The 23,314-nt window shown below is 63.0% G+C and carries 22 protein-coding genes; 11 read left to right on the forward strand and 11 right to left on the reverse strand.

The genetic code is table 11. The annotated features are described in order from the left end of the window. Positions 1–37: 37 nt before the first annotated feature. From R6G97_RS00985 to R6G97_RS01000, 4 genes are all read left to right on the forward strand, one after another. Positions 38–2,359: a Tex family protein gene (locus tag R6G97_RS00985; protein ID WP_043208296.1), complete on the forward strand. Its 2,322-nt coding sequence runs from the start codon at positions 38–40 to the stop codon at positions 2,357–2,359. Continuing rightward, the gene (locus tag R6G97_RS00990) at positions 2,359–2,742 is read left to right on the forward strand and encodes a PaaI family thioesterase (protein WP_052352403.1); all 384 of its coding nucleotides are present in this window, start codon (positions 2,359–2,361) and stop codon (positions 2,740–2,742) included. Before R6G97_RS00985 ends, R6G97_RS00990 begins: the two co-directional genes overlap by 1 nt. Before the next feature lie 274 nt (positions 2,743–3,016). Then, positions 3,017–4,594, forward strand: coding sequence for a glutamate--cysteine ligase (gene gshA / locus R6G97_RS00995; protein WP_167358080.1), 1,578 nt, complete (start codon positions 3,017–3,019; stop codon positions 4,592–4,594). Further along, positions 4,594–5,220 (forward strand): TetR/AcrR family transcriptional regulator, encoded by a 627-nt coding sequence (locus R6G97_RS01000; protein WP_250034172.1) that lies wholly within the window; start codon positions 4,594–4,596, stop codon positions 5,218–5,220. Before gshA ends, R6G97_RS01000 begins: the two co-directional genes overlap by 1 nt. Before the next feature lie 113 nt (positions 5,221–5,333). On the opposite strand, the gene R6G97_RS01005 is transcribed toward R6G97_RS01000, so the two are convergent. From R6G97_RS01005 to R6G97_RS01045, 9 genes are all read right to left on the reverse strand, one after another. Further along, positions 5,334–5,549 (reverse strand): TOBE domain-containing protein, encoded by a 216-nt coding sequence (locus R6G97_RS01005; RefSeq protein WP_003255829.1) that lies wholly within the window; start codon positions 5,547–5,549, stop codon positions 5,334–5,336. A 31-nt stretch (positions 5,550–5,580) separates the two neighbouring features. Next, positions 5,581–6,393 (reverse strand): aliphatic sulfonates ABC transporter ATP-binding protein, encoded by an 813-nt coding sequence (ssuB, locus tag R6G97_RS01010; RefSeq protein WP_043208292.1) that lies wholly within the window; start codon positions 6,391–6,393, stop codon positions 5,581–5,583. Beyond that, entirely contained in the window at positions 6,390–7,184 is a 795-nt protein-coding gene (ssuC, locus tag R6G97_RS01015) for an aliphatic sulfonate ABC transporter permease SsuC (RefSeq protein WP_043208290.1), read from the reverse strand. The genes ssuB and ssuC overlap by 4 nt, the downstream gene beginning before the upstream one ends. A gap of 10 nt (positions 7,185–7,194) precedes the next feature. Continuing rightward, positions 7,195–8,343 carry an FMNH2-dependent alkanesulfonate monooxygenase gene (gene ssuD, locus R6G97_RS01020; protein ID WP_043208289.1) on the reverse strand — a complete coding sequence of 383 codons (1,149 nt, stop codon included), beginning with the start codon at positions 8,341–8,343 and terminating at the stop codon, positions 7,195–7,197. Between the two features lie 59 nt (positions 8,344–8,402). Next, positions 8,403–9,368, reverse strand: a complete 966-nt coding sequence (locus R6G97_RS01025) for a sulfonate ABC transporter substrate-binding protein (protein ID WP_070572025.1) — start codon at positions 9,366–9,368, stop codon at positions 8,403–8,405. Positions 9,369–9,460: 92 nt separating this feature from the next. Beyond that, the gene (gene ssuE / locus R6G97_RS01030; protein ID WP_070090814.1) at positions 9,461–10,054 is read right to left on the reverse strand and encodes an NADPH-dependent FMN reductase; all 594 of its coding nucleotides are present in this window, start codon (positions 10,052–10,054) and stop codon (positions 9,461–9,463) included. 266 nt (positions 10,055–10,320) lie between these two features. Next, a complete protein-coding gene (locus R6G97_RS01035) occupies positions 10,321–10,575 on the reverse strand; it encodes a DUF3077 domain-containing protein (protein ID WP_070090815.1) in 255 nt (84 codons plus the stop codon). A 497-nt stretch (positions 10,576–11,072) separates the two neighbouring features. Then, complete coding sequence (locus R6G97_RS01040; protein WP_043208283.1) at positions 11,073–11,711, reverse strand: peroxiredoxin; 639 nt, start codon at positions 11,709–11,711, stop codon at positions 11,073–11,075. Between the two features lie 162 nt (positions 11,712–11,873). Continuing rightward, positions 11,874–13,190 (reverse strand): OprD family porin, encoded by a 1,317-nt coding sequence (locus R6G97_RS01045; RefSeq protein WP_090344324.1) that lies wholly within the window; start codon positions 13,188–13,190, stop codon positions 11,874–11,876. Positions 13,191–13,688: 498 nt separating this feature from the next. On the opposite strand from R6G97_RS01045, the gene tauA reads away from it, so the two are divergent. The 4 genes from tauA (at position 13,689) to tauD (ending at position 17,328) form a co-directional block, all read left to right on the forward strand. Then, positions 13,689–14,660, forward strand: a complete 972-nt coding sequence (tauA, locus tag R6G97_RS01050) for a taurine ABC transporter substrate-binding protein (RefSeq protein WP_317847704.1) — start codon at positions 13,689–13,691, stop codon at positions 14,658–14,660. Between the two features lie 162 nt (positions 14,661–14,822). Further along, positions 14,823–15,617, forward strand: coding sequence for a taurine ABC transporter ATP-binding subunit (gene tauB, locus R6G97_RS01055; RefSeq protein ID WP_043208280.1), 795 nt, complete (start codon positions 14,823–14,825; stop codon positions 15,615–15,617). Continuing rightward, on the forward strand, positions 15,614–16,453 hold the full coding sequence (gene tauC, locus R6G97_RS01060; RefSeq protein WP_317847705.1) for a taurine ABC transporter permease TauC: 840 nt from the start codon (positions 15,614–15,616) through the stop codon (positions 16,451–16,453). Before tauB ends, tauC begins: the two co-directional genes overlap by 4 nt. 41 nt (positions 16,454–16,494) lie before the next feature. Next, the gene (tauD, locus tag R6G97_RS01065) at positions 16,495–17,328 is read left to right on the forward strand and encodes a taurine dioxygenase (RefSeq protein ID WP_090344316.1); all 834 of its coding nucleotides are present in this window, start codon (positions 16,495–16,497) and stop codon (positions 17,326–17,328) included. Between the two features lie 75 nt (positions 17,329–17,403). Here the strand turns inward: tauD and betT are convergent, their stop codons facing one another. Together betT and epsC are read right to left on the reverse strand one after the other, a co-directional pair. Next, a complete protein-coding gene (gene betT / locus R6G97_RS01070) occupies positions 17,404–19,365 on the reverse strand; it encodes a choline transporter BetT (RefSeq protein WP_178113783.1) in 1,962 nt (653 codons plus the stop codon). 342 nt (positions 19,366–19,707) lie between these two features. Then, entirely contained in the window at positions 19,708–20,640 is a 933-nt protein-coding gene (gene epsC, locus R6G97_RS01075; RefSeq protein ID WP_043208361.1) for a serine O-acetyltransferase EpsC, read from the reverse strand. A 292-nt stretch (positions 20,641–20,932) separates the two neighbouring features. On the opposite strand from epsC, the gene tcyJ reads away from it, so the two are divergent. From tcyJ to tcyN, 3 genes are read left to right on the forward strand one after another with little or no spacing between them, the layout of a single operon-like run. Continuing rightward, positions 20,933–21,727 (forward strand): cystine ABC transporter substrate-binding protein, encoded by a 795-nt coding sequence (gene tcyJ / locus R6G97_RS01080; protein WP_043208272.1) that lies wholly within the window; start codon positions 20,933–20,935, stop codon positions 21,725–21,727. Then, on the forward strand, positions 21,724–22,392 hold the full coding sequence (tcyL, locus tag R6G97_RS01085; RefSeq protein WP_043208270.1) for a cystine ABC transporter permease: 669 nt from the start codon (positions 21,724–21,726) through the stop codon (positions 22,390–22,392). Before tcyJ ends, tcyL begins: the two co-directional genes overlap by 4 nt. A 2-nt stretch (positions 22,393–22,394) precedes the next feature. Next, on the forward strand, positions 22,395–23,150 hold the full coding sequence (tcyN, locus tag R6G97_RS01090; RefSeq protein ID WP_043208268.1) for an L-cystine ABC transporter ATP-binding protein TcyN: 756 nt from the start codon (positions 22,395–22,397) through the stop codon (positions 23,148–23,150). The last annotated feature ends 164 nt before the right edge of the window (positions 23,151–23,314 follow it).

Genomic DNA, 23,314 nt, shown 5'->3' on the forward strand with positions numbered 1-23,314 from the left:
GCGGCCTCCAGCATTCATTATTTGTCAGGTGGTTCTCATGGACAGCATCAACAGCCGTATCGCCGAGGAACTGGGCGTTCGCCCGCAGCAGGTCGAAGCGGCCGTGGCCCTGTTGGACGAAGGCTCGACGGTGCCTTTCATCGCCCGTTACCGAAAGGAAGTCACCGGCAGCCTGGATGACACCCAGCTGCGTCACCTGGAGGAGCGCCTGCGCTACCTGCGCGAACTCGACGAGCGCCGCGCCAGCATCCTGGCCAGCATCGAGGAGCAGGGCAAGCTGACCCCGGAGCTGGCCCGCGAGATCAAGCTGGCCGACACCAAGACCCGCCTTGAAGACCTCTACCTGCCCTATAAGCAAAAGCGTCGCACCAAGGGCCAGATCGCCCTGGAAGCCGGCCTGGGCGAACTGGCCGACGGTCTGCTCAACGATCCGCAACTGACCCCGGAAGCCGAAGCGGCACGTTTCGTCGATGCCGACAAGGGCGTGGCCGACGTCAAGGCCGCCCTGGAAGGGGCCAAGTACATCCTCATGGAGCGCTTCGCCGAAGACGCCGCCCTACTCGACAAGCTGCGCGTGTTCCTCAAGCAGGAAGCGGTGCTCAGCGCCCGCGTGGTCGCCGGCAAGGAAGAAGAAGGCGCCAAGTTCCGCGACTACTTCGCCCACGACGAACTGCTGCGCAGCGTGCCCTCGCACCGCGCCCTGGCGATCTTCCGCGGTCGCAACGAAGGCGTGCTGACCGCCTCGCTGAAGGTAGGCGAGGAACTGCCAGGCACACTGCACCCCTGCGAGCTGATGATCGGCAACCACTTTGGCCTGGAAAACCGCAACCGTCCGGCCGACAAGTGGCTGGCCGAAGTGGTGCGCTGGACCTGGAAGGTCAAGCTGTACACCCACCTGGAAACCGACTTGTTCGGCGAGCTGCGCGACAACGCCGAGAGCGAGGCGATCAACGTCTTCGCCCATAACCTGCACGATTTGCTGCTCGCTGCGCCCGCCGGTCCTCGCGCCACCCTGGGCTTCGACCCGGGCCTGCGTACCGGCTGCAAGGTCGCGGTGGTCGATGCCACCGGCAAGCTGCTCGACCACACCACGGTCTACCCTCACGCACCGAAGAATGACTGGGACCGCACCCTTTCCATTCTTGCCGCGCTGTGCGCCAAGCACTCGGTGGAGCTGATCGCCATCGGCAACGGTACCGCCAGCCGCGAGAGCGACAAGCTGATCATCGAGCTGGTGAAGAAATACCCCGCCCTGAAGATCACCAAGGTCATGGTCTCGGAGGCCGGCGCGTCGGTCTACTCCGCCTCTGAGCTGGCAGCCCGCGAGTTCCCGGACCTGGACGTCTCGATCCGTGGCGCGGTCTCCATCGCCCGACGCCTGCAGGACCCGCTGGCCGAACTGGTGAAGATCGACCCCAAATCCATCGGCGTCGGCCAGTACCAGCACGACGTCTCTCAGGTGAAGCTGGCGCGCGGCCTGGACGCGGTGGTCGAGGACTGCGTGAACGCCGTGGGCGTGGATGTCAACACCGCCTCCGTGGCCCTGCTGACCCGCATCTCCGGCCTGAATGCCACCCTGGCCCAGAACATCGTCGCCCATCGCGACGCCAACGGCCCGTTCACCACCCGTGCGGCGCTGAAGAAGGTCAGCCGCCTGGGCGAGAAGACCTTCGAACAGGCCGCAGGCTTCCTGCGGGTAATGAACGGCGACAACCCGCTGGACGCCTCGGCGGTGCACCCGGAAGCCTACCCGCTGGTACAGCGCATCGCCGCCGATACCGACCGCGACATCCGCTCGCTGATCGGCGACAGCGCGTTCCTCAAGCGCCTGGACCCAAAGAAGTTCACTGACGAGACCTTCGGTCTGCCAACGGTCACCGACATTCTTCAGGAACTGGACAAGCCCGGTCGCGATCCACGCCCTGAGTTCAAGACCGCGACCTTCCAGGAAGGGGTCGAGGACCTCAAGGATCTGGAGCCCGGCATGATCCTCGAAGGTGTGGTGACCAACGTCACCAACTTCGGCGCCTTCGTCGACATCGGCGTGCACCAGGACGGCCTGGTGCACATCTCGGCGCTGTCGGAAAAGTTCGTCAAGGACCCGCGCGAGGCGGTCAAGGCCGGCGACGTGGTCAAGGTCAAGGTCATGGAAGTGGACATCCCGCGCAAGCGGGTCGGCCTGTCCATGCGCATGAGCGACACACCCGGCGAGAAGGTCGAAGGCAACCGTGGTGGCAATCGTGGCAATGGCGGCAACCGCCAGCAACAGGCACCGCGCCCGCGTGAAACCGCAGCCGCACCGGCCAACAACGCCATGGCCGCGCTGTTCGCCAACGCCAAGCAGTTGAAGAAGAAGTGATGCAGATCCCGGCCGAATACGTTGAAAGCGCCTTCAGCCAACTCCTGGGCTGCCGCCTGCAACGCCTGGAGACGGGCGTAGCCGAGGTGGCCCTGACGCTGGAGCCGCACTTACGCAACCGCGGCCAGAAGCTGCACGGCGGGGCGATCTTCAGCCTGGTGGACATCGCCATGGGCCTGGCCTGCTCGGCCAGCCATGGCTTCGATCAGCAGAGCGTGACGATCGAATGCAAGATCAACTACATGCGCGCAGTCAGTGACGGTGAAGTCGTGTGCACCGCCCAGGTGCTGCACGCCGGGCGCCGCACACTGGTGGTCGACGCCGACGTATTCCAGGGCGACAAGCGCGTGGCCAAGGCACAAGGAACCTTCGCGGTTCTCTAGCTCACCAAGGCTTATCTGCGGTATTTTCGGTGTTATCGAGTATCGGGGCCGCTGCGCGCCCCATTGCAGGCCTCGCCCGCGTCCACAGGCTAAACATCAGGTCCTGGGGGTGATGGCGAGGCCTGCGATGGGCTGCGACGCGGCCGCGGTCGGCACTGGCACTGCTGAAAACCCAGACAAACCAGGCGACAACGCCAGTTCCTTTTCCAACTACCCTTGTAGACCGTCATCCCTACCCCCATATTGGGGCGACTGACGCGTGAAGGAATACATCTTGAGCGAACTCCTCAACCGCCGCCTGAGCCTGCTCGGCGCCAATCTCCCCCTGCTCAAGCAGTGCCTGCACGGTATTGAGCGCGAATGCCTGCGTGTGACCGACGAAGGTCGCCTGGCCCAAACGCCGCACCCGGAGGCCCTGGGTTCGGCGCTGACCAACGAGCAGATCACCACTGACTATTCCGAGTCGCTGCTGGAGTTCATCACCCCCGCCCTGGCGGACCCGGCCAAGGTGCTCGAGAGCCTCGACGAGATCCACCGCTTCGTCTATGCCAAGCTCGGCGACGAGTACCTGTGGAGCCCGTCCATGCCCTGCACGCTGCCGGCCGAGGAGGACATCCCGATCGCCGAGTACGGCACCTCCAACATCGGCAAGCTCAAGCATGTCTACCGCAAGGGCCTTGCCCTGCGCTACGGCCGCACCATGCAGTGCATCGCCGGCATCCATTACAACTTCTCCCTGCCCGAGGCGCTGTGGCCGCTGCTGCGCGCAGCCGAAGGCAGCGAGGAAAACGACCGCGACTATCAGTCGGCGGCGTACATCGCCCTGATCCGTAACTTCCGCCGCTACAGCTGGCTGTTGATGTACCTGTTCGGCGCATCGCCCGCCCTGGACAAAGGCTTCTTGCGTGGCCACCCGCATCAGCTCGAAGAGCTGGATGCCGAAACCCTGTACCTACCCTACGCCACCAGCCTGCGCATGAGCGACCTGGGCTACCAGAGCAATGCCCAGGCTGGCCTGACGCCTTGCTACAACAACCTGGCCAGCTACACCGACAGCCTGCGCAAGGCGGTCGGCACGCCCTACCCGCCCTATGTCGAGATCGGCACGCACAAGGATGGCGAGTGGGTCCAGCTGAACACCAACATCCTGCAGATCGAGAACGAGTACTACTCGAACATTCGCCCCAAGCGCGTCACCTATACCGGCGAACGTCCGATCCAGGCCCTGACCTCCCGCGGCGTGCAGTACGTCGAAGTGCGTTGCCTGGATATCAACCCGTTCCTGCCAGTGGGTATCGATCTTCCCCAGGCACGTTTCCTCGATGCCTTCCTGCTGTTCTGCGCCCTGGACGACAGCCCGCTGCTCGAAAGTGGCGAATGCGGCCAGTGCACCAACAACTTCCTCACCGTGGTCAAGGAAGGCCGCCGTCCGGGCCTCGAACTTCGTCGCAACGGCCAGCCCATCGGGCTGAAGGATTGGGCCAGCGAGCTGATCGCCCGTATCGCCCCACTGGCCGAACTGCTCGACCGTGCCCAGGGCGGCGAAGAACACGCCAAGGCGTTGGCCGCACAGCAGGCCAAGGTCGACGATGCCTCCCTGACGCCGTCGGCCCAGGTGCTGGCGCGCATGGCCGAACACAACGAAACCTTTGTCCAGTTCTCCCTGCGTCAAAGCCGCCTGCATGCCGGAACCTTCCGCGAGCAACCGCTGAGCGTCGAGCGCCAGCAGGCCTTCGAGACCCTGGCGCGCGAGTCGCTGGCCGAGCAGTCGCGCCTGGAGCAGCAGGAAGTCGGTGACTTCGACCTGTTCGTGGGTGCCTATCAGGCCAGTATCCTGGCCATCAGCAACTGATGAGCCGCGCCACCAGCCCGCGCAAGCCACGCGCCAGCAGCCAGGCCAGGATCGACGCGATCCTCGCCGCGGCGCGCGGACTGTTGGCCGATCAAGGCGTGGCGGGCCTGTCGATCTACAGTGTGGCCGAGCGGGCACAGATCCCGCCGTCTTCGGTGTACCACTTCTTCGCCAGCGTACCGGCGCTGCTCGAAGCCTTGACCGCTGACGTGCATCTGGCGTTTCGCGAAGCCCTGAGCGCCCCTATCGATAGCAGCGCGTTCAGCACTTGGCACGACCTGTCACGGCTGATCGAGCAGCGCATGCTGGACATCTACAACGAAGATGCGGCCGCACGCCAACTGATCCTCGCCCAACATGGCCTGAGCGAAGTGGTGCAGGCCGACCGCCAGCACGACCTGGAGCTGGGCGAACTGATGCACAAGCTGTTCGACCAGCACTTCCAGTTACCGGCGATGCCCAGGGATGTGGATGTATTCGCCCTGGCCATGGAGCTGAGCGACCGGGTCTATGCGCGCTCGATGCAACTGCACGAACAGATCACCCCACGCATGGCCGAGGAAGGCAAGCGAGTGTTCGAGGCGTACCTGGGGCTGTACCTGCCGCCGTTCCTGCCCAAGCGCTGAACCACAGGACCGCTGCGGATCCTCTCACGACACAAGGCCACTGCTGCCGGGCATCGTGCACCCTGCAGGAGCGGCCTTGCGTCGCGCGAGGGGCGCACAGCGCCCCATCACCCTTACAACTTGGCGATGGACACTTCGGTGGATTTGACGAAGGCGATCACTTCGCTGCCCACCTGCAGTTCCAGCTCACGCACGGAACGGGTGGTGATCACCGAGGTGACGATGCCAGAGGCGGTCTGTACGTCGATTTCCGAAAGCACCGGGCCTTCGAGGATTTCCTTCACGGTGCCTTTGAACTGGTTGCGAACGTTGATGGCTTTGATGGTCATGATGTGATTCCTTCTCTAGGGCTTCTTGGGTTCAGTGCGCCCAACGCAGCTGCGTGGGCAAAGGGGCTACAGGTTCCGGCTCGGGCGGCGTGCCCGGTACGGCGAGAACACGGTTGAGGACTTCGCTTTCCAGCGCCGCCAGGCGGTGCGATCCACGCGCTCGCGGACGCGACAGGTCGACAGTCAGGTCCAGGCCGACGGCGCCGTCTTCAATGAGGATCACCCGATCTGCCACGGCGACGGCTTCGTTGACGTCGTGGGTAACCAGCAACACGGTGAAACCGTGCTGGTGCCAAAGGCGTTCGATCAGTTGCTGCATCTCGATCCGGGTCAAGGCATCGAGCGCACCCAGTGGCTCGTCCAACAGCAACAGGCGCGGTTTGTGAATCAGTGCCCGGGCCAGGGCCACACGTTGCTTCTGGCCGCCCGACAACGCCGCTGGCCAGTCATGGGCGCGCTCGGCCAGGCCGACCGCTTCCAAGGCTTGCAACGCATCGGCGCGCCAGTTGCCGGACAGCCCCAGGCCTACGTTGTCGATCACCTTCTTCCAGGGCAGCAGGCGCGCGTCCTGGAACATCAGCCGGGTTTCCTCGCGGGCTTGATCCAAGGGCGCGGCACCGGCGAGCAACTGGCCGGCGCTGGGCTGGTCGAGGCCCGCCAGCAGGCGCAGCAAGGTGCTCTTGCCGCAGCCACTGCGCCCCACGATAGCGACGAACTGGCCGGCCGGAATGTGCAGGTCGATGCCTCGCAGCACCTCGCGCTGGCCAAACGCCTTGCGCACGCCCTGAACAGCCAGGGGGATACCGCGCAGCAAGCGCGGCGGTTGTTCCTTGAGCACGGTCATGCGCCCTCCTTCTTCGCCGGTTGATAGGCCGGGTGCCAGCGCAGCCAGACACGCTCCAGGCCACGGGCGGCCAGGTCGGCAAGCTTGCCGAGCACGGCGTACAGGACGATGGCCAGGACCACCACATCGGTTTGCAGGAACTCACGGGCATTCATCGCCAAGTAACCGATACCGGCATTGGCCGAGATGGTCTCGGCGACGATCAGCGTCAACCACATGAAACCCAGGGCGAAGCGCACGCCCACCAAGATCGATGGCAGCGCGCCCGGCAGGATCACCTGGCGGAACAGGCCGAAGCCCGACAAGCCATAGCTGCGCGCCATCTCTACCAACGCCGGGTCGACGTTGCGGATGCCGTGGTAGGTGTTGAGGTAGATGGGGAACAGCGTCCCCAGCGCCACCAGGAAGATCTTGGCCGACTCATCGATGCCGAACCACAGGATCACCAAGGGAATCAGCGCCAGATGCGGCACGTTGCGGATCATCTGCACCGAGCTGTCGAGCAGACGCTCGCCCCAGTTCGACAGACCCGTGATGAAGCCCAGCACCAGGCCGATGCTGCCGCCGATCACAAAGCCCAAGGCCGCGCGCCAGCCGCTGATGGCCAGGTGCGTCCAGATCTCGCCGCTGCGCACCAACTCGACGCCGGCGCTGACCACCGCGCTCGGCGCCGGCAGGATGCGGGTCGACAGCCAGCCGCTTGCGACCGCCAACTGCCACACCGCCAACAGCAGCAGTGGCAAGGCCCAGGGTGCCAGGCGCTTCGACCAGGAAGAAGTTGCTCGACTCATGGCCAGGCCCTCAGCTCTGCGCCACGGACTTGGGCAGGATGTCGTTGGCGACCATCTCGCCGAACGGGCTCACGTAACCACCGCTCTTGGGCTGTTCGGGGCGCTGCACATCCAGGTGCGGGAACAGCAGCTCGGCGACCCGATACGACTCTTCCAGGTGCGGATACCCGGAGAAGATGAAGGTATCGATGCCCAGCGCGGCATATTCCTTGACCCGTGCCGCCACGGTCGGGCCATCGCCCACCAGCGCGGTACCGGCACCGCCGCGCACCAGACCGACGCCGGCCCACAGGTTGGGGCTGACCTCCAGCTTGTCGCGCTTGCCGCCGTGCAGGGCGGCCATACGCTGCTGGCCCACAGAATCGAAACGTGCCAGGGATGCCTGGGCACGGGCGATGGTGTCATCGTCCAGGTGCGAAATGAGCTTGTCGGCGGCCGCCCAGGCCTCTTCGTTGGTCTCGCGGACGATCACGTGCAGGCGGATGCCAAAGCGTACCTCGCGACCCTGCGCGGCAGCTTTCTCACGTACCTGAGCGATCTTTTCCGCCACCGCAGCCGGCGGCTCGCCCCAGGTCAGGTACAGCTCGACCTGTTCGGCAGCCAGGTCCTGGGCAGCGTCGGAGGATCCGCCGAAGTACAGCGGCGGACGCGGTTGCTGGATCGGCGGATAGAGCAGCTTGGCGCCTTTGACCTGGATGTGCTTGCCGTCGTAATCGACCACCTCACCCTCGAGCACCTTGCGCCAGATGCGGGTGAATTCCACGGAGGCTTCGTAGCGCTCCTGATGGTTCAAGTGCAGACCATCACCGGCCAGTTCTTCCGGGTCGCCGCCGGTCACCAGGTTGAACAGCGCGCGACCGTTGGACAGGCGATCCAGCGTCGCGGCTTGGCGTGCGGCCACGGTCGGCGAAATGATGCCTGGGCGCAGGGCCACCAGGAACTTCAGGCGCTGGGTCACCGGGATCAGCGAGGCGGCCACCAGCCAGGAGTCCTCGCAGGAACGCCCGGTGGGGATCAGCACGCCACCAAAGCCCAGGCGGTCAGCGGCCTGGGCGATCTGCTGCAGGTAACCATGGTCGACCGCGCGGGCGCCGTCGTTGGTGCCCAGGTACTTGCCGTCACCGTGGGTCGGGAGGAACCAGAAAATGTTAAGGCTCATTGGAGTTGTCTCCTCAAGGGTGGCTCGGGCCGGGGGCAGCCCCGGCCGCAGCGAATCGATCAAGGCGCGGTGGCGACCTTGGCGGGGGGTGTCCAAATCACGTCCTTGATGCTCAAGGGCTTGGGAATCAGCTTCAGCGCCTGGAAGGTGTCGGCGATCTTCTGCTGGGCGGCGACCACCTCAGGCGTGAGCGGCTTGGCACCGAAGCCTTGGCGCTTGACGGACGTGAGGGTGATGTCGGCAGGCAGGCCGAGCAGCGGGGCGACCTGGTCGGTGACCTCCTGCGGGTTGGCCTGCGACCACTGGCCGATGGCACGCACCTCGTCGACCAAGGTCTGGATCACCGCCGGGTGTGAAGTGGCGTACTTGCGGGTGGCCAGATAGAACTGGTGGTTGTCGACCAGGCCCTTGCCGTCACGCAGGGTGCGGGCTTGCAGCTGCTGTTCGGCAGCGGCCTGGTACGGGTCCCAGATGACCCAGGCATCGACACTGCCACGCTCGAAGGCGGCGCGGGCGTCGGCCGGCGGCAGGTAGACCGGTTGGATGTCGCTGTACTTGAGGCCTGCGTCTTCCAGGGCGCGGACCAACAGGTAGTGGACGTTGGAGCCTTTGTTGAAGGCGACCTTCTTGCCTTTGAGGTCTTTCACCGACTGCACGGGCGAGCCCTTGGGCACGAGGATCGCCTCGCTGTGCGGTGCTGGCGGCTCGTAAGCCACGTAGAGCAGGTCGGCACCGGCGGCCTGGGCGAACACCGGTGGGGTCTCGCCGGTTACGCCGAAGTCGATGGAGCCGACGTTCAGCCCTTCGAGCAACTGAGGGCCGCCGGGGAATTCGGTCCACTGCACCTGGATGCCTTGCTCGGCCAAGCGCTTCTCCAGCGACCCCTTGGCCTTGAGCAGCACCAGGGTGCCGTATTTCTGATAACCGATACGCAGGCTTTCTGCCTGGGCTTGGGTGATGGCGCCGAAGGACACAGCCGCCGCAAACAGGGCGACCAGACCACGACGCAAGAAGACTGTGCGCATGGCGCTCTCCTGTGCGAGTTGGGTTCGGGTTGCACCTGCTTGCCCGTTGGCGGGCGAGTAAGGTGGGAAAACGGTGAAGCGGTGATGCCGGCTCAGATGCTCCAGCGGGCAGTGAGCAGGCGTTCGTTGAGCACGCCCGGGGCCACGGGTTTGGGCCGTCGGGCCAAGGCGCTGTGGAACAGTTCCAGTGAATCCTCAAGCCGCGCCTCGAGTGCGGCGGCCAGTTGCGCGGGCTTGCCGTGCTCGCCGTAGGCGATCTGGCTGTCGTCGGCGAAGATCCCTTGCAGGGTCTCTTGCGCCTTGAGTGCCGACAGCACCGGCTTGAGGGCGTAATCCACCGCCAGCATGTGGGCGATGCTGCCGCCAGTGGCGATCGGCAAGACCACCTTGTGCTCCAGCGCACGCTCAGGCAGCAGGTCGAGCAGGGTTTTCAGCGCACCGGCGAAAGACGCCTTGTACACCGGCGTGGCGACTACCAGGCCGTCGGCCTGGGCGACCAGTTGCTGAAAGTGCTGGACCTGTGGGCTGTCGAAGCGGGCGTGGAGCAAGTCCTCGGCCGGGAATTCGCGCACCTGGAAGGTCACCACCTCCACGCCACGATCCTGCAGCCACTGGCGCGAGCGCTCGAGCAGCACGCCGGAGCGTGAACGGGTACTGGGGCTACCACCGAGAGAAACAACCAGCATGAAAAACGCTTCCTTCGATTCGATTGCAGGGCCGCGAGGAGTTGGCCTCGCTGGAATGGAATCGACATTAACAGGCAGTCATATATATCTAGAAATCATATTTTTTCATTTGTTTATTCCATTTTGTCGATTCAGTGATTTCGCTGGGTACGCCTGTGGATGCGATGGGGAATGCACTGACGCATTCGCGGCTAAACCCGCTTCCACAGGGTGGGCGGTGATCCTTTTAGGCACGGGATTACCCGCGAAGAGGTGCCTCGGAGCAACTAATCACAGCCCCGATTCATCCCAACTTCCATATCGTCGATCAGTGCCTTGGCCATGGCACTGAGGATCCGGGCGGCGCTGCCTGACATCTGGTCGCCTTCCATCTCCGCTTCGCAGGTCAGATGGCGGATGCACCCCAGCAACACGGAGAGTTCGTCGAAGGCTTGTTGGAAGGGGATGTCGGGTTGGATGCGGTACAAGTCCAGGCAGGTCTGGACGCCTGCGGTTTTCCATGTACTTGAGTTGTCGGTCATCGCTCAAAAATTCCTCATGTGGTGTTGGAACCACCACCCAGGTTCTTTCTCACGAGATCAAGGTGGCAGCCGTGCACAGGGTGAGAAACCGGGACACAAGGAAAACCCGGCCAGACCGAGGTCTGCCCGTACACGGCTGCCATAACGGAAATGCCGAAACCTTAGCTGTCTTCGGGTTCTCACACCCGGTCGCCAAACAGGACGACCCGACGACGTTATCCCTGGGGTGTGACCCCAACAATGCAGCGGCTTCCGGCAGGTGCGTAGGATAGGTCGTTACTTGCAAAAGGCTGAAGCGCTTGGCTCGAGGTTCAGAAATATCCGACTTGAGCTGCGCGGTGCCTGTAGGAGCGGCCTTGCGCCGCGATCGGCTGCGCAGCCGCCGCAAAACCAGGCGACCCCGCTTCCTCTGCCCCACCTGCACGCGCATAAAAAAAGGGCCGTCGAAACGGCCCAAAGATCCCTGCTATGGCTAAGAGCAATGCAACGAGTATTCCTTAACGATTCGGCTGCGGGGTCAGGCGCAGGTAGGGTTTGACCGCCCGATACCCTTTGGGGAAGCGCTGCTTGATTTCATCTTCGTCTTTCAACGAAGGCACGATCACCACCTCGTCGCCATCCTGCCAGTTCGCCGGCGTGGCCACCTTGTGGTTATCGGTCAGTTGCAGCGAGTCGATCACCCGCAGGATTTCGTTGAAGTTGCGCCCGGTGCTGGCCGGGTAGGTGATGGTCAGGCGCACCTTCTTGTTGGGGTCGATGACGAACAGCGAGCGCACCGTCAGGGTGTCGCTGGCGTTGGGATGGATCAGGTCGTACAGGTCGGAGACCTTGCGATCGGCATCGGCGAGGATCGGGAAGTTGACCACGGTGTTCTGGGTCTCGTTGATGTCATCGATCCAGCGAGTGTGGGAATCGACAGGGTCCACCGACAAGGCGATGGCCTTGACGCCGCGCTTGGCGAATTCGTCCTTGAGCTTGGCAGTCAGGCCCAGCTCGGTGGTGCATACCGGCGTGAAGTCGGCCGGGTGGGAGAACAGCACACCCCAGCTGTTGCCCAGCCATTCGTGAAAGCGGATCTTGCCGGCGCTGGATTCCTGTTCGAAATCGGGGGCGATGTCACCGAGTTTGAGGCTCATGGGGGTGGGCTCCTGTGCTGTGTCTGGTCGATGGATTCAATGTGCCTGCATTCGATTAAAAACAAAAAGAATAAATATTGATTTATTTATAACCATTAGGCATTTCGAGTTACAGACATAAAAAAGCCTCGCGCTAGGCGAGGCTTTTTGTGCAGCTACGACTTACAGGAAGTTGTAAGTGTAGTTCACGATGAAGCGAGTCTGATCCTGGTCCTTCGCCGATCCCGAACCGGTGCCGCGGTAGACACCTTGGCGCAGGCTGAAGCCCAGACCTTTGAGGGTACCTTCCTGCAGCACGTAATCGATCCGTGCGTCACGCTCCCATTCACTGAAGGTGCCATGGCCATCGGAGCTGCGGCCATCCTCGCCACGCAAGTAGGCCACGGAAGCCTTCAGGCCCGGCACGCCCAGCCGCGCAAAGTCATAGGAATACTGACCGAAGGTAGTGTTCTCACCAGCCTTGGCGAACTGGTTGATCATGCTGTCGGTGAACAGATAGAAGCTCGACCCACCAGCACCTTCGTCGACCAGGCTGCCTTGGTTCAGCCATACGAAACCGCCATCGTCGCTGACCTGCTGATGACCGAGCATCAGAGAGTGGGCACCGAGGGTGTAGGTGAACATGGCGGACCAGGTCTTGTTATCAACCTCGCCAGGGTTCTTGGCGTAGCCGTTGTTGTTCTTGAACTCGTAACCCGCTTCGCCGTTGCGGCCATCCTTGCTGCTGTCGAAATAGCGCAGGTCGGTCTTAAACGACTGGTCATCAGCGATCTGGAACACGTGTGTCGCGCCCAGGAAGTGCTGTTTGTAGAAGTCTTCGAGGTTGGAGTAGTAATACTGCAGGGTCAGGTCTTTGGTGACCTTCCAGTCAGCACCGGCGTAACGGAACTTGTTGCTTTCCTGGGTAGCACCCTGGACAGAGAGACCTGTACGGTTGCTGGAAGCACGGCCCATCGCATGGGTCAGTTGACCTGCGTTGATGGTCAGGTTGTCGATTTCCTTCGAGGTGATGGTGCCACCCTCGAAGGTCTGCGGCAGCAGACGGCCATCGTTGGAGACAAGGATCGGCAGGTTCGGTGCCAGGGCGCTACCGAAGTGCGCTTCGGTCTTGGAGAACCGTGCTTTCGCGTTACCCCCAATGCGTGCCCATTGGCCCACTGCGGAGCCGTCGCTGTCGCTTGGGAAGAAGCTGCTGGTATCCGGGTGATGCCCCTTGCCACCATCCAGATGGATACCCCACAGGGCCTGAACATCAACACCGAAACCAACGGTGCCTTCGGTGAAACCGGACAAGTAGTCAAGCTTGAAGCCCTGACCCGATTCACGGTTGTCGCTCCCGCCAGGTTCACGGTTATCGTTATTGAAATACATGGTGCGCGAGCTCACAGACAGCTTGCTGTCTTCAACGAAACCGGCAGCGCCTGCTTGTTGGGCGAGAACCCCCAGTGCCACGGCCAGGGCCAGGCTGGACTTGTACATGTTTTGCTCCTCTACGTTCTAATTCTTGTGTATCTCAAGCGGCAGGATCTGTTGCCCCGCTCGCCATGGATTGGGCGATTTAGCACCAAACAGTGTCTGCGAAGTCAATCGTTACCAATCGTTTCGCGACTTTGGTCTAAGACGCCGCTTGCGCCACAGGATAATGACAATCCTATAAATCCAAAATGACCGTTTTATGACTTTTTAAGATTTTTAAGGAATATATTTGGAACCTTTACTCCCCTTCGTTGTATAAACCATATTTACTTATTCCTAATGGTTATTTGCAAACGTTTGCCCATAACTGACTTCACGTCCTCGCAAAACCGAAAAAGCGTAGCTGCCATTTCTGGCTTTGCCAGTGAAGCTGACCCTCCGATCAAGAAAACCAGCCATTGGCTCCTAAGCTAATTCTAAAAAGTTATTTATTTTTGATTTCTTAGATCACTTAGTCTCTTCGTCAACCCAGCCCTGATTTGCCTGACGAGGAGCTCATCCATGATCCCGCACACTCCGTTGCGCCTGTTCGCCGCCCTGACCCTCGCCAGCGCCAGCTGGCTTGCCCAGGCCGCCGACTTGACCGTCGCCTACCAGACCACCGTCGACCCAGCCAAGGTCGCCCAGGTCGATGGCACCTATGAAAAAGCCAGCAAGGCCAGCATCAACTGGCGCAAATTCGACAATGGCGCCGACGTGATCACCGCCGTGGCCTCGGGCGACGTACAAATCGGTTACCTGGGCTCCAGCCCTCTGGCTGCCGCGGCCACCCGCAAGCTGCCGGTGGAGACCTTCCTGATCGCCACCCAGATTGGCGCAGGCGAAGCGCTGGTCGCCCGCGACAGCATCAAGACGCCGCAGGATCTGGTCGGCAAGAAAGTCGCCGTGCCGTTCGTTTCCACCGGCCACTACAGCCTGCTGGCCGCCCTCAAGAACTGGAACATCGACCCGAGCAAGGTGCAGATCCTCAACCTCGCCCCTCCTGCGATCATCGCCGCCTGGAAGCGTGGCGACATCGATGCCACCTACGTCTGGGACCCCGCCCTGGGCGTGGCCAAGGAGAACGGCAAAGTACTGATCACCTCCGGCGAGTTGGCCAGCAAAGGCGCCCCGACCTTCGATGCGTGGATCGTGCGTAAAGACTTCGCCGCCAAGCACCCGGACATCGTCAAATCGTTCGCCAAGGTCACCCTCGACGCCTACGCCGACTACCGCAAGGACCCGAAAGCCTGGCTGGCCAATCCCGACAACGTCAGCAAGCTGGCCAAGCTGTCTGGCGCCAAGCCCACCGACATCCCGGTACTGCTGCAGGGCAACGTCTACCCGTTGGCCAGCGACCAGGCCAGCGCTTTGGGTGCTCCGACCACCCAGGCACTGACCGACACGGCCAACTTCCTCAAGCAACAGGGCAAGGTCGAGGCGGTGCTGCCGGACTACTCACCGTACGTCAGCGCCCAGTACCTGCCCAACTGATCCAAATGGGGGCCGCTCTCCCACGAGAGCAGCGCACTGCATGAGGGAGCGGGTTATCCGCGAATGTGCCAGTCAGTTCGAAACAGCATTCGCGGGCAACCCCGGTCCCACAAGACCGCGCAACGCCCCACCCTCGCACGACACGTCACGACGGAGCCTGCCATGGCCTTGCTCGAACTGGAGCGTATCAGCGCACAGTACCCCGGCACCGATGCCCCGGTGCTGACCGACATCAACCTGAGCCTGGGGCCACGCCAGTTGCTGGTGGCTCTGGGCCCCTCCGGCAGCGGCAAGACTTCGCTGCTCAACCTCATCGCCGGCTTCGTCGCCCCCAGCGCCGGTCGCATCACCCTCGACGGCAAGCCGGTCGAAGGCCCGGGTGCCGAGCGCGGCGTGGTGTTCCAGGATGACGCACTGCTGCCTTGGCAGAACGTCCTGGGCAACGTCGCCTTCGGCCTTGAGCTGGCAGGCGTCGCCCGCGCAGAACGCGAAGCCAAAGCCCGCGAAATGCTCGCGCTGGTCGACCTCGCGGGATTCGGCGACCGACGTATCTGGCAACTTTCCGGCGGGCAAAAGCAGCGCGTGGGCCTGGCCCGTGCGTTGGCCGCCGACCCGCGCGTGCTGTTGATGGACGAACCCTTCGGCGCCCTCGACGCCTTCACCCGCGAGCAGATGCAGGAGCTACTGCTGCAGGTCTGGCAGCGCACCGCCAAGCCGGTGTTCCTGATCACCCATGACATCGAGGAAGCCGTGTTCCTGGCCAGCGAGCTGGTGTTGCTGGCGCCCAATCCTGGACGGGTGGTCGAACGCCTGCACCTGGATTTCGGCCAACGCTACGCCGCGGGTGAATCGGCCCGGGCGATCAAGTCCGATCCACGCTTCATCGAGACCCGCGAGCACGTCCTGGCGCGGGTGTTCTCTCAACGCGAAGCCGCCCGTCGGCAGGAGTCCGCATGAGCAGCCTGGACCTGACGGCCGCCGACAAACCTGTCGCTCGGCCAACCCCAACCGCCAAGGTACGCCGCCCGTTGCCCACCCGCTGGATCAGCGCCCTGACCCTGGCCAGCCTGCTGCTGGCCTGGTGGCTGGTGACCGCCGCCGGCTGGGTCGAGCCGCTGTTTTTGCCCTCGCCCGCCGATATCCTGGCCAAGGCCTGGACCTTGCTCACGCAGGGCTACATGGACGCCAGCCTCTGGCAGCACCTGGGCGCAAGCCTCGGACGAATCGGCCTGGCCCTGGTCGCCGCCGCCCTGACGGCCATCCCGGTGGGCCTGGCCATCGGCCACAACCGCGTCGCCCGCGGCATTCTCGACCCGCTGATCGAGTTCTATCGGCCGATCCCGCCGCTGGCCTACCTGCCGCTGATCGTGATCTGGTGTGGCATCGGCGAGCTGTCGAAGGTGCTGTTGATCTACCTCGCCATCTTCGCCCCGATCGCCATCGCCACCGCCACCGGCGTGCGCACGGTCGACCCGGCCAAGCTGCGCGCCGCCCAATCCCTGGGCGCGACCAGGGCGCAGTTGATCCGTCATGTGATCCTGCCCAGTGCACTGCCCGACATCCTCACCGGCATTCGTATCGGCCTTGGGGTCGGCTGGTCGACCCTGGTGGCCGCCGAGCTGATCGCCGCCACCAGCGGCCTGGGCTTCATGGTGCAGTCGGCAGCGCAGTTTCTGGTCACCGACGTGGTGGTACTGGGGATCCTGCTGATCGCCCTGATCGCCTTCGCCCTTGAAATGGGCCTGCGCGCCCTGCAACGCAAGCTGGTGCCCTGGCACGGGCAAAGCCACTGATGAACACCTGCTCCGGCACAAAACATTCAAGCGAGACCGACATGAGCCTGACCATCACCCCCCTGAGCCCAGCGCTCGGCGCCCAGATCAGTGGCGTGGACCTCTCCTGCGATATCAGCGTCGAGCAACGCGATGCCATCGAGCAGGCCTTGCTCAAACACCAGGTGCTGTTCTTCCGAGACCAGCCCATCACCCCTGAGCAACAGGCCCGCTTCGCCGCCCGCTTCGGCGACCTGCACATCCACCCGATTTACCCCAACGTGCCGGATACCCCGCAGGTGCTGGTGCTCGACACTGCGGTCACCGACGTGCGCGACAATGCGGTCTGGCACACCGACGTGACGTTCCTGCCCACACCCGCCCTGGGCGCGGTGCTCAGCGCCAAGCAGTTACCCACCTTCGGCGGCGATACCCTGTGGGCCAGCGGCATCGCGGCCTTCGAGGCGCTATCGGCGCCGCTGCGGCAGTTGCTCGACGGCCTGACCGCCACCCACGACTTCACCAAGTCCTTCCCGCTAGAGCGCTTCGGCACCACGCCCGAAGACCTGGCGCGCTGGGAGACCACCCGGCGCAACAACCCGCCGCTGTCGCATCCAGTGGTGCGTACCCACCCGGTCAGCGGGCGCAAGGCGCTGTTCGTCAACGAAGGATTCACCACGCGGATCAACGAACTGAGCGAGCAGGAGAGCGAGGCGCTGCTCAAGCTGCTGTTCGCCCATGCGACCCGGCCCGAGTTCACGATCCGCTGGCGGTGGCAAGAGAACGACGTAGCGTTTTGGGACAACCGGGTGACCCAGCACTATGCAGTGGACGACTACCGGCCGAGCCGGCGGGTGATGCATCGGGCGACCATCCTGGGGGATGCGCCGTTCTGAAAGTCGCGAGTAAACCCGCTTCCACAGGGTTTGTAACGATCCTTGTGGGGAGCGGGTTTACCTGCAATGAGGCGGCTAGCGGACCAGATGCAGGAACTGCATGTGCCGCTGATACTGGTCGAGGATGTCGTTGATGATCTGCTCCTTGTTGTAGCCCACCAGGTCGTAGTTCTGGCTACCTTCGGACAGATGCACCTCGGCGCGGTAGTAACGGCGGTTCTTCAGCTCCTGGGTGCCCAACCCGGCCAAGGCGAACGACGGGGTGAAGTACCCGCGCATCTGCACTTGGTAGATGAACGGCTGCTCCTCGCCCAACCCGATCTTCAAGCTCACGTTGTCGTGGCTCGGGTCGTCCTGGGTGATCACGTTCAAGCCTTTCTGCACGAAGACTTCAGTCACCTCGCCAATGGCCGGGCGCACCACGTCGTCCATGAAGCGGTACACCTCATCGCGTGACGGGAAGTGCACCGCCTGGCTCAGGCGCTGGCGCCAGCCACCCCGGCCACGGCGCGAAACGGCGAACGGTGCGAGCGAGTGCATCTGCGCGATCTGCCGCTGGGACTCCAGGTAGAACGCTTTGTGCAGCCCCCACATCATGCACAGCAGGATCAGCGAGAACGGCAGCGACGTCAGCACCACCGCCGACTTGAGCGAGTCGATGCTACCGGCGAACAGCAGGCTGCTGGTGATCAGCGCGGTCATGGCGCCCCAGAAGACGCGCAGCCAGTTCGGGCCATCCTCGTCAGCATCGCCGCCCTTGGCCGACAGCGTGGAGAGCACGACGGTGCCGGAATCCGCCGATGTGACGAAGAACACGAAGCTGATGAACACCGTCACCGCGATGACGGTCTTGCTCCACGGGTAGGTCTCCAGCAGCAGGTACAGGCTCATGGACGGGTTTTCCAGGGCCGATTGGCCCAGGGCGGTCATGCCGTGGTCGAGCACCTGGGTCATGGCGCTGTTGCCGAAGATAGACATCCACGCCAGGGTGAAGCCCAGCGGGATCAACAGCACGCCGAAGACGAACTCGCGGATGGTCCGGCCACGGGAAATACGCGCGATGAACAACCCCACGAACGGCGCCCAGGCGATCCACCAGGCCCAGTAGAACACGGTCCAGCCGCCCAGCCAGTCGCGGTTCTCGCCGTAGGCATAGACATCGAAGCTCTTGCGCGGCAAGGCGCCGAGGTAGTCGCCCAGGTTTTGGATCAACGTGTTGAACAGGTGCTGGGTGGGGCCTGCGAACAGCACGAACAGCAGCAGCGCACAGGCCAGGAACAGGTTGATGTCGCTCATCACCCGCACGCCCTTTTCCACCCCGGCGACCGCCACAGCCACCGCGGCGCCCATCATCAGGACGATGAGCGCGACTTGTATCCACTGGCTGTGGCTGATGTCGAACAGGTAATCCAGGCCCGCGTTCAGGTGCAGCACACCAAAGCCCATGTCGGCGCCCAAGCCGAACACCGTGGCGATGATGCCGAAGCCGTCGACGGCGTAGCCGATCGGCCCGTTGATGCGTTTACCGATCAATGGATACAGCGCCGAACGCAGCGCCAATGGCAGATTGTGGCGATAGGCGAAATACGCCAGGGCCATGCCGACGAAGGCGAACACGCCCCAGCCATGCAGGCCCCAGTGCAGGAACAGCAGCTCCATTGCCTGGCGCCCGGCCTCCACCGTGCCACCCTCGCCCTGGGGCGGTTGCAGCATGTGGGTGAGCGGTTCGGAGACGCAGAAGAAGAACAAGGTGATGCTGATGCCAGCGGCGAACAGCATGCCGGCCCAGGACAGGTAGCTGAACTCGGGCTCGTCATGGTCGGCACCGAGCTTGATCTTGCCGTAGCCCGACAAGGCGGTGACCACCACGAAGACCAGGTACAGAGTCATGGCCAGCATGTAGTACCAGCCGACCGTGTTGGCCGCCCAATTCTGCGCCGCGAGCAACCAGTCGCCCGCCGCTTTGGGGTTGGCGATGACCACCAGGCCGAAGATGAGGATGAAACTTGCCGCGAAGTAGAACACCGGAGGGTTCATGCGGATCTTGCCATTGGCAAGTGAGGGGGTCGGTGCACTCATTGGGCGCGCACCTCATGAAGCGTTGAAAGACTCGGATTGAACGGGTTCAGCAAAGGGGATCCTCCTGTTGAACACCGGCAATGGACCAGCGTTTTTACTTTGAACAAGCGTTCAAGTTAAACACGGATCGGCTTTCAACGCGACCTTGCCCGACCGCTGAACCGGTCATTTGCAGTGAATTCCGACACGTTCGCGGTTGAACCCGCGCCTACAAGTCCAGCTCGGTCCTGGCGTGAGCGCCGGACCTGTAGGCGCGGTTACAACTGCGAATGGAGCGCCATAGAAGGCATCGGTTACGGGCTATTTCTGCCCTTCACACTCCAACTGCAGATTCGCCTGGGTGATGTTGCTCTCGGCCGGGACACTGCGGGTCAACCAGACATTGCCACCGATGGTCGAGCCCTTGCCGATGGTGATCCGCCCAAGGATGGTGGCTCCTGCGTAGATGACCACATCGTCCTCGACGATCGGGTGGCGCGGCTCGCCCTTGTGCAACATGCCGGTCTCGTCCGCCGGGAAGCGCTTGGCGCCCAGGGTCACGGCCTGGTAGATGCGCACCCGCTCGCCGATGATCGCGGTCTCGCCGATCACCACGCCGGTGCCATGATCGATGAAGAAACTCGGACCGATCTGGGCGCCAGGGTGAATATCGATGCCGGTGGCCGAATGCGCCAGCTCCGAACTGATCCGCGCCAGCAACGGCAGCCCGGCCCGGTACAGGTGATGAGCCAGGCGGTGATGGATGATCGCCAGGATCCCCGGATAGCACAGCAGCACCTCATCGACGCTGCGCGCCGCCGGGTCGCCCTGATAAGCGGCCAGCACGTCGGTATCGAGCAGTACACGCAGGTTTGGCAGTGCGGCGGCAAAGCCTTGGATCAGCTGCAGGGCATGGGCGTCGACGTCCTCCACCTCGGCCTTGCCATGGCGCGAGGCATAGCGCAGTTCCAGGCGCGCCTGGGCCAGCAACGCAGTGAGTGCGGCATCCAAGGTATGCCCGACATAGAAGTCTTCGCTCTCTTCACGCAGGTCCACCGGGCCCAAACGCATGGGGAACAACGCCCCGCACAGTTGCTCGAGAATCTGGCGCATCGCCTCGCGCGAAGGCAGCTCGCGCCCGCCCTGTTCGCCGCTGCTGCGGCCATTGCGGGTTCGCCATTGCTCGCGGGCGCTGCGCAGGTCGCTGACGATGGTCTGCAGTTGCCAGTGTCCGGTGGATGGATGTTCGCTCACGGTGGTCTCCTGGATCGAGGCTGTGCGGGCCTTCATGGAAGCGGGCCGCGTTATGGATTCAACTGTACGGCAAATCCAGTGCTTGGAAAAAACAACGCTTTATTCCATCCTGCGCTAAGTCGGGTATAAGCAGCGCTGACAGAGTGTGTAATCCTCGCCTACCCTCAATGCTGTCCAATTCGACAAAGCTTATAAAAAGAAATAACAAAATAAATTTTTATTATTTCCAGGCCTATAAAGGCCACCTCTATAGTCGCCACCCACTACTTCCACAACAAGCGCGGGGCCCTACATGACCAAATTCGCCAAACCCCTTCTCAATGCCAGCCTGGCCCTTGTGCTTGGTACCGGCCTGTTCAGCCATGCATTCGCAGGCGAGCAGCTCAAGACCATCCAGGAAAAAGGCAGCATCAGCGTCGGCCTGGAAGGCACCTACCCACCCTTCAGCTTCGTTGACGAAAACGGCAAGCTCGCCGGCTTCGAGGTCGAACTGTCCGAACTGCTGGCCAAAGAACTGGGCGTGAAAGCCAAGCTGCAGCCAACCAAGTGGGACGGCATCCTCGCCGCGCTGGAGTCCAAGCGCCTGGACGTGGTGATCAACCAGGTGACCATTTCCGACGAGCGCAAGAAGAAGTATGACTTCTCCGAGCCCTACACCATCTCCGGCATCCAGGCCCTGATCCTGAAGAAGAAAGCCGACCAGTTGAACATTCACAAGGCCGCGGACCTCGCCGGCAAGAAGGTCGGCGTAGGCCTGGGCACCAACTACGAGCAGTGGGTGAAGAAGGACGTTCCTCAAGCCGACGTGCGCACCTATGAAGACGACCCGAGCAAATTCGCCGACCTGCGCAACGGCCGCATCGACGCCATCCTGATCGACCGCCTGGCCGCCCTGGAATACGCCCAGAAAGCCAAGGACACCGAACTCGCCGGTGAAGCCTTCTCACGCCTGGAGTCGGGCGTGGCCCTGCGCAAGGGCGAGCCTGAACTGCTCGAGGCGATCAACAAGGCGCTGGACAAGCTCAAGGCCGACGGGACCCTGGCCAAGCTGTCCGAGAAATATTTCGGTGCCGACGTCACTAAATGATTTCCGAAAGCCTGCAACTTGTCATCGACTCCACGCCCTTCCTGTTGAAGGGCGCGGGTTATACGGTGCTGCTGAGTGTCGGCGGCATGTTCTTCGGCCTGGTCCTGGGCTTTGCCCTGGCCCTGATGCGCCGCTCGAAGATCCTGCCGCTGGACTGGCTGGCCCGAGTGTATGTGTCGTTCTTCCGTGGCACGCCGCTGCTGGTGCAGCTGTTCGTGATCTATTTCGGCATGCCGCAGATCGGTATCGAACTCGACCCGATCCCGGCCTCGCTGATCGGCCTTTCGCTGAACATGGCCGCGTACATCTGCGAAATCCTGCGCGCGGCGATCTCCTCGATCGACCGTGGCCAATGGGAGGCTGCCGCCAGCATCGGCATGACCCGCACCCAGGCCATGCGCCGAGCGATCCTGCCCCAGGCCATGCGCACCGCCTTGCCGCCGCTGGGCAACAGCTTCATTTCCCTGGTCAAGGACACCGCCCTGGCGGCGACCATCCAGGTGCCTGAGCTGTTCCGCCAGGCGCAGCTGATCACCGCCCGGACCTTCGAAGTCTTCACCATGTACCTGGCTGTGGCAGTGATCTACTGGATCCTGTGCACCATCCTTGCGCACTTCCAGAACCGCATGGAAGCGCGGGTCAACCAGCACGACCAGGAGCACTGAAGATGATCGTAGTAGAAGGCCTGACCAAGCAGTTCAAGGGCCAGACCGTGCTCAACGGCATCGACCTGACCGTCCAGCCCGGCGAAGTGGTGGCCATCATCGGCCCCAGTGGTTCGGGCAAGACCACCTTCCTGCGTTGCCTCAACCTGCTGGAAACGCCCGACGCCGGACGCATCCAGATCGGCGACATCAGCATCGACGCCAACCGCTCGCTGGGCAGCCAGCAAGGTGCGATCCGGCGCTTGCGCCAGCAGGCCGGCTTCGTGTTCCAGAACTTCAACCTGTTCCCCCACCGCACCGCCCTGGAGAACGTCATCGAAGGGCCGGTGATCGTCAAGAAGACGCCCCGGGACAAAGCCGTCGAACTGGGCCGGCGCCTGCTGGCCAAGGTCGGTCTGGCGGGCAAGGAAGACGCCTACCCTCGGCGGCTGTCCGGTGGCCAGCAGCAACGGGTGGCCATCGCCCGGGCCTTGGCCATGGAGCCGGAAGTGATCCTCTTCGACGAACCGACCTCTGCGCTCGATCCTGAGCTGGTCGGCGAGGTGCTGGCGACCATCCGCGGCCTGGCCGAGGAAAAGCGCACCATGATCATTGTCACCCACGAGATGAGCTTTGCCCGGGACGTGGCCAACCGGGTGATCTTCTTCGACAAGGGCGTGATCGTGGAGCAGGGTGAAGCCAAGGCGCTGTTCGCCAATCCCAAGGAAGAGCGGACGCGGCAGTTCCTGCGAAAGTTCCTGGGCACCGCAGCCGGCTGATTTTTCTCGCTGTCCCCCTTACCTATTCGCGGGTAAACCCACTCCCACAGTTCTGTAGGAGCGGGTTTGCCCGCGAATGCGTTCGCGTGCGCGACACAAAAGCATGGCTTCTATACATAGTCCAAAAAGTTAGTTCATAAAGTTTTTATAAGCGAATAGGGTAT

Source organism: Pseudomonas sp. HTZ2, from assembly GCF_033173945.1.
Taxonomy (GTDB): Bacteria; Pseudomonadota; Gammaproteobacteria; order Pseudomonadales; family Pseudomonadaceae; genus Aquipseudomonas; species Aquipseudomonas guariconensis.